Annotated in this window: 12 protein-coding genes; 1 reads left to right on the forward strand and 11 read right to left on the reverse strand. The window is 26.2% G+C overall.

Annotated features, from left to right (window positions below; all coding sequences use genetic code 4):
* Nucleotides 1-30: 30 nt before the first annotated feature.
* The 6 genes from thrS to AAHM85_RS03390 all read right to left on the reverse strand — a co-directional run bounded on the left by thrS (nucleotide 31) and on the right by AAHM85_RS03390 (nucleotide 9,311).
* Nucleotides 31-1,965, reverse strand: a complete 1,935-nt coding sequence (gene thrS, locus AAHM85_RS03365; protein WP_342260990.1) for a threonine--tRNA ligase — start codon at nucleotides 1,963-1,965, stop codon at nucleotides 31-33.
* A gap of 43 nt (nucleotides 1,966-2,008) precedes the next feature.
* Nucleotides 2,009-3,415 (reverse strand): pyruvate kinase, encoded by a 1,407-nt coding sequence (gene pyk / locus AAHM85_RS03370; protein ID WP_342260991.1) that lies wholly within the window; start codon nucleotides 3,413-3,415, stop codon nucleotides 2,009-2,011.
* Between the two features lie 18 nt (nucleotides 3,416-3,433).
* Entirely contained in the window at nucleotides 3,434-4,486 is a 1,053-nt protein-coding gene (locus tag AAHM85_RS03375; RefSeq protein WP_252319488.1) for an ATP-dependent 6-phosphofructokinase, read from the reverse strand.
* Between the two features lie 106 nt (nucleotides 4,487-4,592).
* The gene (gene eno, locus AAHM85_RS03380) at nucleotides 4,593-5,897 is read right to left on the reverse strand and encodes a phosphopyruvate hydratase (RefSeq protein WP_342260992.1); all 1,305 of its coding nucleotides are present in this window, start codon (nucleotides 5,895-5,897) and stop codon (nucleotides 4,593-4,595) included.
* Nucleotides 5,898-6,016: 119 nt separating this feature from the next.
* Nucleotides 6,017-8,350 (reverse strand): hypothetical protein, encoded by a 2,334-nt coding sequence (locus AAHM85_RS03385; protein ID WP_342260993.1) that lies wholly within the window; start codon nucleotides 8,348-8,350, stop codon nucleotides 6,017-6,019.
* 43 nt (nucleotides 8,351-8,393) lie between these two features.
* Entirely contained in the window at nucleotides 8,394-9,311 is a 918-nt protein-coding gene (locus AAHM85_RS03390) for a hypothetical protein (protein WP_342260994.1), read from the reverse strand.
* Between the two features lie 294 nt (nucleotides 9,312-9,605).
* Here AAHM85_RS03390 and AAHM85_RS03395 point away from each other — a divergent pair, with 294 nt between their 5' ends.
* On the forward strand, nucleotides 9,606-10,484 hold the full coding sequence (locus tag AAHM85_RS03395) for an IS1595 family transposase (RefSeq protein WP_342260524.1): 879 nt from the start codon (nucleotides 9,606-9,608) through the stop codon (nucleotides 10,482-10,484).
* 30 nt (nucleotides 10,485-10,514) lie between these two features.
* Here the strand turns inward: AAHM85_RS03395 and gpmI are convergent, their stop codons facing one another.
* Genes gpmI through nagA form a run of 5 tightly spaced genes read right to left on the reverse strand, consistent with a single transcriptional unit; the run spans nucleotide 10,515 to nucleotide 16,222 of the window.
* Nucleotides 10,515-12,050: a 2,3-bisphosphoglycerate-independent phosphoglycerate mutase gene (gpmI, locus tag AAHM85_RS03400; protein ID WP_342260995.1), complete on the reverse strand. Its 1,536-nt coding sequence runs from the start codon at nucleotides 12,048-12,050 to the stop codon at nucleotides 10,515-10,517.
* 17 nt (nucleotides 12,051-12,067) lie between these two features.
* Complete coding sequence (locus AAHM85_RS03405) at nucleotides 12,068-13,444, reverse strand: hypothetical protein (protein ID WP_342260996.1); 1,377 nt, start codon at nucleotides 13,442-13,444, stop codon at nucleotides 12,068-12,070.
* Between the two features lie 41 nt (nucleotides 13,445-13,485).
* Nucleotides 13,486-14,235 (reverse strand): triose-phosphate isomerase, encoded by a 750-nt coding sequence (gene tpiA, locus AAHM85_RS03410; RefSeq protein WP_342260997.1) that lies wholly within the window; start codon nucleotides 14,233-14,235, stop codon nucleotides 13,486-13,488.
* Nucleotides 14,236-14,251: 16 nt separating this feature from the next.
* Nucleotides 14,252-15,001 carry a glucosamine-6-phosphate deaminase gene (gene nagB / locus AAHM85_RS03415; RefSeq protein WP_342260998.1) on the reverse strand — a complete coding sequence of 250 codons (750 nt, stop codon included), beginning with the start codon at nucleotides 14,999-15,001 and terminating at the stop codon, nucleotides 14,252-14,254.
* A gap of 27 nt (nucleotides 15,002-15,028) precedes the next feature.
* A complete protein-coding gene (nagA, locus tag AAHM85_RS03420; protein WP_342260999.1) occupies nucleotides 15,029-16,222 on the reverse strand; it encodes an N-acetylglucosamine-6-phosphate deacetylase in 1,194 nt (397 codons plus the stop codon).
* Nucleotides 16,223-16,341: the final 119 nt, after the last annotated feature.

The raw sequence follows: 16,341 nt of genomic DNA on the forward strand, positions 1-16,341 counted from the left end.
ATTCTTAAATGGTTTTTTTAATTTTTATAGTTATATTTTATTCTCAACTTGTTTTGTTAATAATTTTAAAAATTCTGATAAAATAACAATTTTACTTTCTTTTTGACCATACTGACGATAACTTAAATTATTATTTTCTATTTCCTTATCACCAATAATAATTTGATAAGGAATTTTTTGAGTTTGTGTTTCAACAATACGTTTACCAATAGTTCCACTGCTAATAATTTCAGTTCGTAAATTATGTTGTTTACAAGCTTGCAATAATTTATTAGCATATTCTAAGGTTTTTTCTTTTTCATTTATTGGTAAAATTGCAATTTGCCTTGGTGCTAATCATATTGGAAAAACACCTTTATTTTGTTCTAACAATGTGGCAATAAAACGTTCATATGTACCAATTAATCCTCGATGAACAATAACTGGATTTGTTTCATTATTATTTTCATCAATATAAGTTAAATTAAACTTTTTTGGTAATAAGAAATCGAATTGAATAGTAGATATTGTAATTTCATGACCTAATGCTGTTTTAATTTGAACATCAAATTTTGGCCCATAAAAAGCACCCTCACCAATCATTAGTTTATACTGTAATTGTAATTCATCTAATACTTCACGTAATGCTGTTTCTGCTTGATTCCACATTTTATCATCATTAAAATATTTTTCTTTATCAGCAGGATCTCGTAAAGATAATGATAAATAATCAATTTTAATATTTAAAGTTTTTAAAACCTCAGCAATTAACTGATAACAACGTTTAAACTCTGCTTTCATTTGATCAAATCTAACAAAAATATGAGAATCAGTTAATTCCATACTTCTTACTCGTTCTAAACCAGTTAAAGCCCCACTTGCTTCATAACGATATAATAAAGCATGCTCACTTAAACGTAAAGGTAAATCTTTATAACTACGAAGAGCACTTTTATAAATCATACAGTGATGAGGACAAGTCATTGGTCTTAATACCAATTGTTCTTCTTCTTTTTTAATTGGAGTAAACATATTTTCACGATAATGATCTCAATGACCACTTTTTTTATATAATTCAACAGAACCTAAAACTGGTGTCGCTACTTCTTGATAATCTCACATAAATTCTTGTTTTCTCAAATATTCCTGCAAAACTTTTTTAATAACCATACCATTTGGTAAAAATATAGGTAATCCTTTACCACAATCATCATTAAAAGTAAAAATACTTAATTCTTTACCTAGTTTACGATGATCACGATTTTTTCGTTCTTCAAGTTCATTAAGTTTATCTACTAATTTTACTTTTGAATAATCACAAATTCCAGAAATGCGCTGTAATTGTTTATTTTTATCATTTCCTAATCAATATGCACCAGTAATACTTAATAATTTAAAATCTTTTATTGATGAAGAATTATTAATAGCAACACCTGATGCTACTACTAAAGTCTTATTATCAACTAAATAAGAGCATTTTAATCCATTAACATGATTTAATTTAATATATTCTAAAGCGAAAGGATTGTCTTTATGAGTTTTTAAAGATTCTTCTTTAGTTTGACAAACTCTTTTAATTTCAGTATTTTTTATTAAAATTTCACGCATTTTTTCTTCAATTTTAATTAATTCATCATTAGAAAGTCGCTTTTCATAATCAAAATCTAAATAAAAACCATTATCATTAGTATTAGCAATCGTAATTAACGCTTGTGGATACATTAATTTAATAGTATGAGCTAAAATCATAGCACATCCATAATTTAAAATAGTTCATCCTAAAGCATCATCTTTTTTAATAAACTTGATTTCAGCATCTTCTTTAATTTCTCAATATAAATCTTTCAATTGTCCATTCAGAGTAAAAGCAATAATTGAAGAATCTATATTTTCATTTTCCTGTTTTAATAATTGATAACCAGTAATTGGATTTTCAATATTATAAGTCATCGTTTTGCCATTTAATTTAATTACATTAATTTTCATGTTTTACCTAATTCCTTTTCTAATTTACCTCAGTAGTACTAGGTTATTTAACAATAAAAGTTGTAAAAGGATTAGTATTATTATTAATATCTACTACTAATAGTTTTGATTTAGTAGGAATTATATAAGTGCTACTAATGCTTTTAACTAATTGCGAAGAATTACTTAATTCTACTGGAATTCCTTCAGCTGCTAAAAAAGTATAAATTCCAAAGTTTATTGCAAATTTATTATAATCAATAACATTATTAACAATAGGAATTATATAAACTGGCAAATGAGCATTAGCAATAGTTCTAATATAATTACTATCTTGACTATTAGTAATTAAATATTGTGGTTTTTCTTCAATAATTTTTTTAATAGTTTTAGCAACTAATTGATCTTTTGTATGCAGTAAATCAGTAGCAATTTTACTCTGTTCTTGATGACTTTCAGCATCAACAAGAATTTTACTCATTGTTGCAATTGATAACACAGGATAGTTACCATTAGCAGATTCACCCGATAACATTGTACATGTTGCTCCCCAATCCATAGCAACCCAAACATCAGTAACTTCAGCGCGTGTTGGATGAGGGTTATCTATCATTGAATCTAACATTTGCGTAGCAACAATTATCGGTTTGTTAACATTATGACATTTTTTAATTCATTCACGTTCTAAAAAAGGAACTTTTTCAAAAGGAATTTCAACTCCTAAATCACCACGAGCAACCATAATAGCATCTGATTCTTTTAAAATTTCATCAAAATTATTAACTGCTAATTGTGATTCAATTTTAGCAATGATTTGAATATGTTTACCATCATTATCATCTAAAACTTTGCGGATTTCTTTAATATCAGCTGCTGAACAAACAAATGATGCAGCAACATAATCTACTTTTTGCTGACAACCAAAAATTAAATCTGCTCTATCTTTTTCAGAAATAAAAAGTAAAGACAATTTAACATTTGGAATATTAATAGCACGACGATCTTTAATAGTATGTGTATTTAAAGCTTGACAAATAACAGTATGGTCTTTAACCGCTGTAACCTTTAATGATAATTTACCATCATCTACTAGTAAATTATCATTAACTTTAATATCCTTTGCTAAATTACCATAATTTACAGAAAACTTATCCGCAGTACCAATAATCTCTTTATTATCAATTATCGTAATAATTTCATTTTTTTTAATTTCTACACTACCTTTTGTAAAGGTATGTGTTCTAACTTCTGGACCTCTAGTATCTAACATAATAGCAACTGGTACATTTAATTGTTTGGATACTTCTCTAATCATTAAAACCCTTGCTAAATGTTCATCATGAGTACCATGAGAAAAATTTAAACGCCCACAAATTGAGCCATTTTCTATTAGTTGTTTAATAACATCAGCAGAATTTGAAGCCGGTCCTAAAGTAGTTACACATTTAGTTCTTTTTATAATTGATATCAAATTATTCACCTCTTTTTATTAAGTATTTTTTTTAAAAATAACTCCTGACAAACGTAAAATTTTATTAGCAACGTTATTTTTATTTATTGAAGGTGTGTTTAATGCATCTTGAATTTCAATAGCTACTAATTTATTATCTTGTAATCCAATACAAATACTAGATTTATTACTATTTGCAAATCTTTCGGCAGCAAAAATACCCATCATTGTTGCTAAATAACGATCAAATGCACTTGGTGTTCCCCCACGTTGAATTTGGCCCAATATTACTGCTCTTGTTTCGCAATCAGTATCTTTTTCAATGATTTTAGCTATTTTATTAACATCATATTGACGTTCAGTTACTACTATTACTAATGAACGACGTTGTTTTTTAGTGTACAACTGTTTAATAATATCAATCAATGACTGTTCTCCAATTCCTAAATCTTTAGTTGCAACTAAATCACAATTTGCAGCGGCAGCACTATGAAGAGCAAGGTCACCACAATTACGACCCATTACTTCAACAATCATAATTCGTCCATGAGAATTAGCGGTTTGACGAATTTTATCAAGATTTTCAACAATTGTATTAAGAGCAGTATCAAAACCAATAGTAAACTCACTTGAACTAATATCATTATCAATAGTACCTGGAATACCCACACATTGAATAGCTGCTTCATTACTTAATTTTTGCAAACCATTATATGTACCATCACCACCAATAGCAATTAAACCTTCAATTTTTTTAGATTTTAAAATTTCAATACATTTTTTACGAGTTTCTTCTTGCTCAAATTCTCTAAAACGAGCAGACCCAATGATTGTCCCCCCCATCTCAGTTCCTAGATCAATTAAATTTGCTCAATTGTTATCAATAACGTGAATATCATTTGTCATTATTCCTTTATAACCATTTTTGATTAAAACTAATTCAAATGGTCTTTTATCAGCAGTAGCAATTTTACTATTTTCATGATTTATACCACGAAAAGTCTTATAGACTGCATTAATAACATTATTCATACCTGGTGAATCACCACCAGAAGTTAAGATTCCAATTCTTCTTTTATTTAATTCTTGCATATTTAGTCATCCTCTCTTCTAATTACATTATTTTAGTGATAATTATTATAATTTGTTAAAAATTAAAAAGGATATCAGTAAATTTAACCATAAAATATGATTTTAATTAATTAATATTATAAAATACATCGTTACCTAAAAATTTAGCTTGATCTGCTAAATCGGCTTCAATTGTTAATAAGCGGTTGTATTTTGCAACACGATCAGTTCTTGACATTGAACCTGTTTTAATTTGTCCAGTATTAAAAGCTACTGCTAAATCAGCAATTGTTGTATCTTCAGTTTCCCCAGAACGATGAGATACTACTGCTGTTCACCCAGCTTTTTGACACATTTCAATAGCTTCCATAGTTTCAGTTAATGTTCCAATTTGATTTAATTTAATTAATACTGAATTAGCAACGTTTTTACTAATCCCTTCTTTAATAATTTTTGGATTAGTAACGAATAAATCATCACCAACAACCTGGAATTTACCTTCTGATTTTTCTAATAATAATTTAAATCCTTCTCAATCACCTTCAGCCAAACCATCTTCAATTGAAATAATTGGATATTTTTTAGTTAAATCAACTAAATAATCTACTAGTTGCGCTGAAGTTAATAATTTTTCAGTATTTTTACTTTTACCATCTTTATTACCAAAAACATATTTACCATTTTTATAAATCTCTGATGATGCACAGTCCATAGCAATTTTTATATCTTTATTTGGAATGTAACTCGCTTTTTTAATAGCTTCAACAATTAAATCTAATGCTTCTTCAGTTGATTTTAAATTAGGAGCAAAACCACCTTCATCACCAACTGCAGTAACTAAACCCTTACCTTTTAAAATACTTTTTAAAGCATGAAAAATTTCGGCAGCCATTTGGATTGCCTTTGAAAATGTTTTAGCACCAACTGGCATTATTAAAAATTCTTGAAAGTCAATATTATTATCAGCATGAGCACCACCATTAATTACATTTAACATTGGGACTGGCAACTGACAAGCATTAGTACCACCTAAGTATGTATATAAGGGCACATATAATTCATCAGCGGCAGCTTTAGCAACTGCTAATGATACGCCTAAAATAGCATTGGCACCTAATTTTGTTTTATTTTCTGTTCCATCTAACTTAATCATTGTTTGATCAATTAATCGTTGATTAGTAACTTCCAAACCAATAGTGGCTTCGGCAATATTTTCATTAATATTTTTAATAGCTTTCATAACACCAAGTCCACCATAAACTTTAGTATCTTTGTCTCGTAGTTCTAAAGCTTCTCTAGTACCTGTTGAAGCACCTGATGGCACTAAAGCAAGCCCGTATCCACCATCTTCAGTTCAACATTCAACTTGAATAGTTGGATTTCCTCTTGAGTCTATTACTTGTAGTGCTCTAATATCAATAATGCAAGACATATTTGTTAATTCCTTCTTTCTTTAATATTTCACTAATTATTATACAGAAAAAAATATTGTTTAGAATCAAAAAAGCACAAATATTTTTTATTTGTGCTTCTAAAATAATGATGATTTAATTACATTTGTTGTTGTTGTGGTGGCTGTTGAGTTGTACTACTTGGTGATGATGTGCCATTAACTTTAGCAGCAATATCACTATTTCATGGTTTTGGAGTTACTCAGTCATCCTCTGGTTTTAATTTTTTAGAATCTTCTAATGCTTCAATTATCGTTTCCATTAATTCATCAGTCTTAATATTTTTTTGATTAAAAGTATTACTATCAGGTAAATCTTTCATATCAATAGTTACATTACTTTGATTTACGTGATTTTTATAACTTATACTTTTAAAATTATTATTTTTATCAAAAGTTAAAGAAAAATCAACTGCATTTTTAACTAAATATGATAATGCACTAATTTCTTCAGGTCTAAGATCTACTTCTGCTCTTAATGAAATTTCAAATTCATCATTACATAAAACATAGCATTTTCTATTAATAATACTTAAATTAAAAGTATTATTATTTTTTGAAAATAACCCTGATTTTGAAGATATTGGTGTTACTATTCTTGCTTCTAATACTCTTGCTTTTGCTTTTTGATTTATAACACTAAGTTGTTCTTTATCTTCATCACTTAACTTATTAGAGCAATTTACTTTTTTATTATTTTCATCAAAATAATATGCTCTTAAAAATTTTCCATCACACTTATTAAATAAAATAACAGTATTTGCATTATTATTTTTATCTATTAAATTTTTCAAAATATCATTTTCATCTTTTTCTAATTTTATTTTTTTATCTAATGTCTCTTTAGAAGTTGTTATATTTAAATCTCACAATTCTCTACTATCATCTCATTTTAAATTAATAACATTATTAACGATAGCTGGAGACAATTTTGTAACTAATGGTTCTGGTGGTATTACCTGTTCAGCAGCAGCTTTTGCTACTTTAACTTGTGCTCCATTTTCTCCACAATGAATACCATTTAATGTGATAGGAAATAAATTATTATTTGCAAAACTTTTTCTTAATTCCGGTAAAGAAATTGTTCCAATACATTGTAGTTGATTTTGATCAGCAATAACTACTCATTTTTCTACTAAATTATTATTTGGATTTTTTGCAAAGTATACTTTTTGATACTTACCAGCAACTTCTATATCATTTCATTTTTTTTTATTATCCTGAGAAAGTTCTTGTTCAGAAATTAGTTCTTCTTCTTCATTAGAAGAAGAAGAACTAATTTCTGTTATTTTTATTTTATTATCTTCTATTACTAAGCTATACAAACGCTCTACACTATTATTTTGTAATGTTTCAGAGATATTATTTACAATCGGTAAAAGGTCAGGTAAATCTTCTGGTAACACTTCTGGTGCATTTATTAAAAAACCCATAGCAACTAAGTCAATTTCTCGTTGTTCTTCTTTAAAAAATGATACTAATCCATTATTATTTCCTGGATCTACAGTAAATCCTAATTGTGAAGGAATACTTAATGCTTTTAAATCATTAAATTGTTGTTCTGTTAAAACATTATATTCATATGCTTGATATTTTAAATTATGATGAAATGAACCAAGAATAAGTGTTGATGTTATTTTATAAGTTTCTCAAAGAATTTCTCCGTTTTCGTCAATATTTTTCTTTAAATAAAAAACATCATTATCAGTAATATTTGCAGGAGTTGCTGGGATTACAAATCTATCACTTCCATCACTAACATTTTCAATAATAATTTCATTTTCTTTACGATAAATAAAATAGTCTTTTTCAACATTAACTAGTGCTAAGTGTTTTTTAAAATCTATAATCAATGTACTATTTAAATAGTATCCATTAATACGAAAGTGTTCCCTTTCTCAAACCGGTGCTGGTTCTTGAAATGGATTTTGAAAAATTGGAGCTTCTAATAATCCTTCAATTTTTTGATTAATTAAAATATCATATCCTATAAACAACCCAGAATATAGAAACATACTATTAAATAATGATAAGTCTATACTTTCACATAATCCTAACTCAGGTCTTACTTCTCCTTCAGATTCATCAAATAAAATCTTATATACATTAATCTTATTATTATCAGTTTCATCTTCAACAAAAATTAATTGATCTTTTTTAAATAAATTTTGGTCATCTTGACTTAATGATTCATTACTAATAAATATATCATTAGTTGATAAACCATTATCAATAACCCACTTTCCATCTTGATTTAAACTAACTATTTTTTTTACTTTTAATGGATTAATATCAAATTCTTTTAAAATATTAAGTGTATTTTTTTTTGAATATAGATCATTTTCTATTTCAATAGCAATATCGCTACCATTTGATACTTTTACATATATATATTTTATAATTTTTGCAAATAATTGAAAATTTATTTGTGACATTTTAATTTCTCCCTTGTTTATTTATATAAATCAACGTTTACTATTATGCCATTGGCATAGTTAACTTAGTAGTTTGTTCTACTGGTTTTGATGGTGGTTCATTACCATTAACCTCCTTTGCAGGAAAAGAATTATTACCTTGCACTTCTTTTTTAGGTGCAACAGAATTATTTTGTGAATGTTGTGAATGTAAAAAAGAGGCTGTACTAATTACTCTTTCAAGAGTATCAATTAATTTTTCATCAATTTCTATATCTTGCCTCTTATGAGTCTGGTTATCAATAATATATGCAAACAAAATCTTTCCGTTTTTATCAACTTCAATATTTATAGTACCATTACGAGGGCATTCTTTGGCTACAAAATTTTTAAATTCCTTAGCATCATTTACATCTACAGGAACAATTGTTTTGTTTTTATCATCAATAAACAAATAACACGTTCCATTCTCAGCAAATGATAATTTCATAGGCACTTCAGATCTTTTTATAATATTAACATTAAGATCATCTAACTCTTGTTTATATTCTTCATTATTTAAATTATTGGATTCTGATTGAGTTTTTAATAATAATGGTAATTCTTTTTCACCTAAATATTCAAGAATAATTTTATCATTTTCTTTTTTAGTTCGATATAAATGTACTAGAGAACTATCTAATTTTTCTTTTATTATTACTAGTTGTTGTAATTGAGCACTATTAATTGGTAAGGGTGGCTGTTGAATAATACTAACGTTTTCATCATTAGTATTATTTACTAAACGCCCCTTTTCATCTATATATACAAGTTCAATAATATATTCTTTTAAACTACTATCTAATTGTGTTTTTATATCATCAATCTTAACTTCCAAACTATTTAAAGTTATATCGGGTAATGATTCATCTTTTTTAGAACTTAATGATTTTTGTAGAAAGTCATTAAGTTCTCGATATTCTACTGTTTCTGATAATGGCATATTTTACCTCCATATTTTTTTAATAAATGTATAAATTTCTAAAATATAGGAGCTAAATATAATAAACCCCTTATATTTATTTAAAAAAATAAAAGGGGAAACACTATATTTAATTCATATGCCTATATTTTAATACTTTTATATTCTTAAAACAAGCACTTATCAATAAAAAGAAGAATCAATATATTTTTATTCGGAATTTTACGTTTATTGGCAATAACTTATATACATTATTATTTCTGAAAACTATAATTAGATATTAGTAAAATAAAATCTAATTAAAGGTGATTGAAAATGAATATTTTAGACATAATAAATAAATTTCCAAACCAAGAATCTTGTATAAAATTTTTAGAAGAAATAAGATGAAATAACAAACCAAAATGTCTTTTTTGTTTTAGTGAAAAAGTTAACTCTGTTTTAAAAGAGTCGCGTTATAAATGCAAAAAATGTCATAAGTCTTTTAGTGTAACTGCTCAAACTATTTTTCATCATACACGTGTACCACTTCAAAAGTGATTTATTTTAATAGTATTAATGGCTAATGCTAAAAAAAGTTTATCATCATCTCAAGCTTCAAGAGACTTAAATTTACGTTTAGCAACTGTATGAAAAATGATGCATAAAATTAGAAAGGCAATGGCTAATGATGAGATTAAATTATTAGCAAAAATATTAGAGATGGATGAAACATATGTGGGTGGAAAACCGCGTAAATATAATGATGTTGATAATAAAAATAACTCATTACGTGGTAGAGGAACTAGTAAAGAGTGTGTTGTTGGCATTATTGAACGAAATGGTAATGTTAAATTATTTCATGCAAAAAATAAAAGTATTAAATCTGAAGATTTAATGAAAATAGTTAAAGAAAATGTTGATATTAACAATTCTATTCTTTTTACTGATGAATATCGTGGATATTATAAAATGAATAAAATTTTACCACATGAACAAGTTAATCACAAAAAATATTTTTCTTATAATGGTATTCATACAAATACAATAGAAAGTTTTTGAGCAATATTAAAAAGAGGTTTTATCGGCCAATTTCATTGAGTTTCAAAAAAATGACTCCAATCTTATTTAAATGAATTTTGTTTTAAATATAATAACCGTAAAGAAAAAATCACATTTAAAAATATCATAATTAAATTATTTATTAAGAATTAAGTGTTAACCAATAAGCGTAAAATTCCGTTTTTATTTAATAATTAAAGATTCACTAGTCATAACAGTTGGTTTAACTAAACCTAAAACGTCTAATAATGTTGGAGCAATATTTGCTAAGCAGCCACCTGATTTTAATTTTAATCCTGTTTTACAAATAATAAATGGTACTGGTTGCGATGTATGTTTTTTATTAGGATTACCCTCTTTATCAATCATGATTTCAGCATTACCATGATCAGCAGTAATCATTAAAATACCATTCACTTTTTTTATTGCTTGATACAATTTTCCAAGACATTCATCAATAACATCAATCGCATCAATGGCAGCATTTAAAACACCAGTATGCCCAACCATATCAGGATTAGCAAAATTTAAAACCATAACATCATATATGTTTTTAGCAATTTCACTTTCTAAACGAGTAGTAATTTCGCGAGCACTCATTAATGGTTTTAAATCATAAGTTGCTACTTTTGGTGAAGGAATTAAAATTCTTGTTGATAGTGGATATTCAACATCAACACCACCATCAAAAAAATAAGTCACATGTGCATATTTTTCAGTTTCAGCAATTCGTAATTGATGATATTGATTTTTACTTAATCATTGTCCTAAAGCATCAACCATTGATATAGGTGGAAAAATAACACCTTGTGGTTTAACACTTTTAGCATACTCCATCATTGAAATAAAAAAAGTATTTTTTAATGTTGCTATTTTCATACTAATATTAAAATCATATTTATTATTTGTTAATGCTGATGCTAATTGAATTGCACGATCAGGACGGAAATTAGCAAAAATAATGCTATCGTTATTCCTAATATTACCATTATTAATTTCAGAATTATAAGCAGGCATAATAAATTCATCATTACGACCAGCACTATATTCTGCATTAACATAAGCAATAGGATCAATAAATGAAGCACCTTCATGATTAACTATTACATCATATGCTATTTTTAAACGATCTCAACGTTTATCGCGATCCATAGCATAATATCTTCCTGAAATAGTAGCAAGCATACCAACGCCTAATTGTTTCATAGTTTTTAATAACTGTTCAATATAAATTTTAGAAATATCAGCTTTTGTATCACGACCATCTAAAATAGCATGAACATAAACATTCTTAAAATTTTGTTGTTTAGCAATTTCTAATAATGCTAAAATATGATTAATATGAGCATGTACTCCACCATCACTTAGTAAACCAATAATATGAACATTACTATTATTCTTTTTTGCATGATTAATTGCTGACAATATTGTTTCATTTTTAAAAAATATTTTATCATTTATTGACTTATTAATTAATGTTAATGACTGATAAATTACTCTACCAGCACCAATTTGTAAATGTCCAACTTCAGAGTTGCCCATTTGTCCTTCTGGCAAGCCAACTGCAAGGCCAGAAGCTGAAACTTCAGTATGCGGATAAGTTTTTAATAAATAATCCAAATTAGGTTTTGTTGCAGAACTAATAGCATTTGTTGAACTAGATTTTGCAATACCAAAACCATCTAAAATACATAGTAATATTGGTTGTTTTGTTTTCATAAATTTCACCTCATATTTTATTTAGTAACTTGTAACTGATGTTTAAAATTATCAGATTTAAAAATGGTAATCATTTTAGTAATAAAATCAGTAATACATTGATAATGAGCAGTACTCAAAATAACAATATCTTTTTTAAAGACTATTTTAATAGATTGCTTTTTAGTAATTTTAGTAACTATTGTTTTTAAATCGCAAATTGATTTTAAATCTTCACTTAATAAAATAACCATACTAGGATTATCACTAATATTATTAGAAAGAAATAAAATAGTATTACTACTATTAGCTAATAAATTGCGTCCTTTAATTTCCATTAAATTATAATCTAATAAATCATTATTAAAAGAATAATGAGTAATCTTCAAATTATCAATTACTTCTGAATAATAACCATAAGCAAAAGTCTGTGATAAATTTTCTAATATATCTTGAGATACTATCCGCCATTTTGAAAATGACTTCAATAGTTCTTTATGAATTTTTTGTAATTGTCATAAATCTTGATAATTAGTAATATTAGTTATCGGTGCTATTGGTTGAATATTTTCAGACTGATTAATTGCTCTAATTTTTTTATTAATAGCATTAATAGCAATAATGATTGGTTTTTTAGCATTAATAAAAAAGTTTTCAATTCGTTGTTTATTACCTGCTATTAATGTTATTTTTCACTGATCTTTGTTAGTTTTAATAGCAACAACTGCTATTTTTTGTAAATTAATAATTTCTTGTAATTCAACTTCATTAAATTTTTTTAAATAACTGTAGTCTTTTTTATTTTGCAATAAAATTAACTGTTCTAATGATAATTTTTGTTCTAATAAAGAATTAATGATAAATTCACTTTGCAATATTTGTTTTCTATTTATCTTTAAATTATTAAGAGTAATAATAAAATTTTGTTCAGTAATAGAAATAGAACTAAAATTAAAAGTTTTATAATTTAATTGTTTCATCAAACTATTTGTAAATAATTTAGCACCAATTTTATTATTAACTAATGATTGATGATGACTTTCATTGATGGTTAAATACAGTGGAATATCGTTAATAACAATTGGTCCACTATTAACCTTAACTAAATGAATATAAGTATTGGGAATAAGAGTATTATTAACATCAATTACTTCACCAGTAAAATATTCATTAGTAATAATACCTTTGTCACTAACAATATTATCACTACTAGGAGCAAAAATAGTTTTAGTACAAATAATAAAACCAATTTGTTCTAATTGATTAGTGTCTTCACCATTTTTACTAAACAATGCTAAAATTTCTGACTTATTCCTAAAAGCATTGACAAAAGTGGTTGCTGGAAAGGCACGATGTTTAATTTTTTTTGTTAGTTTTGTTCACATACTTTTAATTTGTATCTTTGATAATTCCATGTTTAGTTAACTCCTTATTTTTATTAGTAACTTAAATAGAGTTAAATTAGTAAATCAAAAAAAGATTGTGGTACTAATGAAGCACCTCCAACTAATGCACCATCAATGTCAGGTTCAGAAAGTATTAATTTAATATTATCGGGTTTTACTGAACCACCATACTGAATACGTACTTGTTCTGCAACATTTTTATTATATAATTCACTAATAAATTCACGAATCATTTTACAAACCGTTTGGGCTTGTTGAGCTGTTGCTGTTTTACCAGTACCAATTGCTCATATTGGCTCATAGGCAATTACTAACTTAGCAATATTTTCTGCTTTAATATTTTTTAATGCTAACTTAATTTGATTTTTAATTACTTCATTAGTTTCTTTATTTTCATATTGGTTTAAAGTTTCACCACAACATAAAATTGGTATAATTTTAGCATTAAATAGTGAATGTAATTTTTTATTTATTGTTTCATCTACTTCATTAAAATACATTCTGCGTTCAGAATGACCAATAATAACATGACTAACCATCATATCTTTTAGCATCTTAATTGAAATTTCACCAGTATATGCACCTTCCGTTTCATAATGACAATTTTGAGCTGCAATAATTAAATCAGAAGTTTTATTCATTTTTAATAAAGATAAATTAGTAAAACTAGCCGCTATTCCATAATCATATTTAATATTTTTAGTTTTTATTAATTTATTAAATTCATTTAAAAAAAATTCAGTTTCTTCTATATTTTTATACATTTTTCAATTTCCAATAATAATCTTTTTACGTTCCATTTGTTTCTCCTTTAAGTTAATTTTTTTTTGATATAGTTGGTTTTAATAGTTTTGCTGCTTCTTCATCAATAATAATTGTAACATCATCATGATTTTGTAAAAAAGTACATGGATAATTTGGAGAAACTTTACCTTCAACTAACTCTCGAATGGCTTGTGCTTTATTAGTTCCTGTAGCAATTAAAACAATCAATTTAGCTTGTAAAATAGTATGAATACCCATCGTAACAGCCTTAGTTGGTAGATCTTCAACTTTAAAAAAAAATCTTTTATTAGCTTCAATTGTTTCTTTAGTTAAATTAACAACATGTGTTTTACTACTTGCAAGAGTACCTGGTTCATTAAAAGCAATATGACCATTAGTACCTAAGCCCAATATTTGTAAATCAATTGGTCCTTTTTCTTTTAATAATTTTTCATATTCTTCCACATTTTGGTCTAAATCACCAATACCTTTAGGAACATATGTATTTTTTAAATTAAGACTTTTAATATGATTAAATAATTGATGATTCATAAAATAACGATAACTTTTTACATGATCTGGAGTTAAACCAACATACTCATCTAAATTAAATGTTACAACTTTTGATCAATCTCTTTTGTTATTTTTTGCATCTGCTATTAATAAATCATATGTTTCAATTGGGCTACTTCCCGTTGCTAATCCTAAAATAGCATTTGGTTTAACTTTAATAATATCAATAATAATTTTACTTAATAATTGTGCAACCTCAGTTTTATCTTTTAAAATAATTAATTTCATAATTTAAAAACCCCTTACATTACTTACTTATTCTTGTTGATACGCAATTTTTCCTTCGCATATTGTTAAAAAAATATCATTATTCTTAGTTAATACAATAATATCTGCTAATTTACCAATAACAATATCACCTGTTTTATTTGCAATTCCTACTTGTTTAGCACTATTATAAGAGGCCATTTTGATGCAATCTTGTCAATTATTATTAGTAATTTTTAATAATTTTTTAAAACCAGCAATCATTGTTGCAATGCTGCCTGCTAATTTCCCGGTTGCTTCAACAGTAACCTTATTATTACTTTTAATGACAGGTAATGGTCCCAATAAATACTTACCATCAGGCTGTCCTTTTGCACTCATGGCATCAGTAATCATACAAATTCCATCGGCACCTTTAATTTTATATGTTATTGCTAAAATATCAATATCAACATGAATGCCATCACAAATTAACTCAGTAACTAATTGATCATAATATAGTGATGCGGAAACAACACCAGGATCACGATGATTATAGGGGCTCATTGCATTATAAAGGTGGGTAATATGTGTTAAACCATATTCAACAGTTTTAGTTATTTCTTTAAAAGTAGCATTACTATGACCAACACTAGGAATAATATTATTTTTAATTAATGAAGAAATAAAATTTGAATTTTTATTATTTAAATTAGGATCTATCTCAGGAGCATAAACAATAAATTTTAAATTTTTGTTACTAATTATATTTCAAGATTTTACTAAATTAAGATCAGGAACATGAAGTAATGACGGAGTATGTGCTCCTTTTTGTAATTCTGAAATAAAAGGACCTTCTAAATATGCACCAATAATTCGTGCCTTGTTACCTTTATTTTCTGTTTTCATATACTTAGCAAATACTGAAAGAATATTATCAATTTCTTTTTTACTGGCAGTAACTGTTGCATAACAAAACTTTGTTACTCCCTCTTTTGGAACTAATCTTGCAAAATTATTAATTGATTCAATGGTACCATCCATTAAACTATAGCCATAACCTCCATGTACATGTAAATCAATAAAACCAGGTATTATTGTTTGATTATGACAATCAATAACCTGAGCATCTTGAAATTCATGATTATACTTTCCTTCATTAATTTGGAAAATTAAATTATCTTTAATTACTAAAAAACCATTATTTATTATTTTCTTAATGCTAATTATTTTCGCATTATTTAAAACTAAAATTTTAGACACTAATACCCTTCTTTCTAGAATTATTAATTGTTTAAAATTGCTAATGACACTATTATACCTAAAATTTTAACTTAAACTTAAATCTAAGAAAAATAATTAAAAAAAGGCTTAATTGCCTA

The organism is Spiroplasma endosymbiont of Notiophilus biguttatus (assembly GCF_964030985.1).
GTDB classification, from domain to species: domain Bacteria; phylum Bacillota_I; class Bacilli_A; order Mycoplasmatales; family VBWQ01; genus Spiroplasma_E; species Spiroplasma_E ixodetis_A.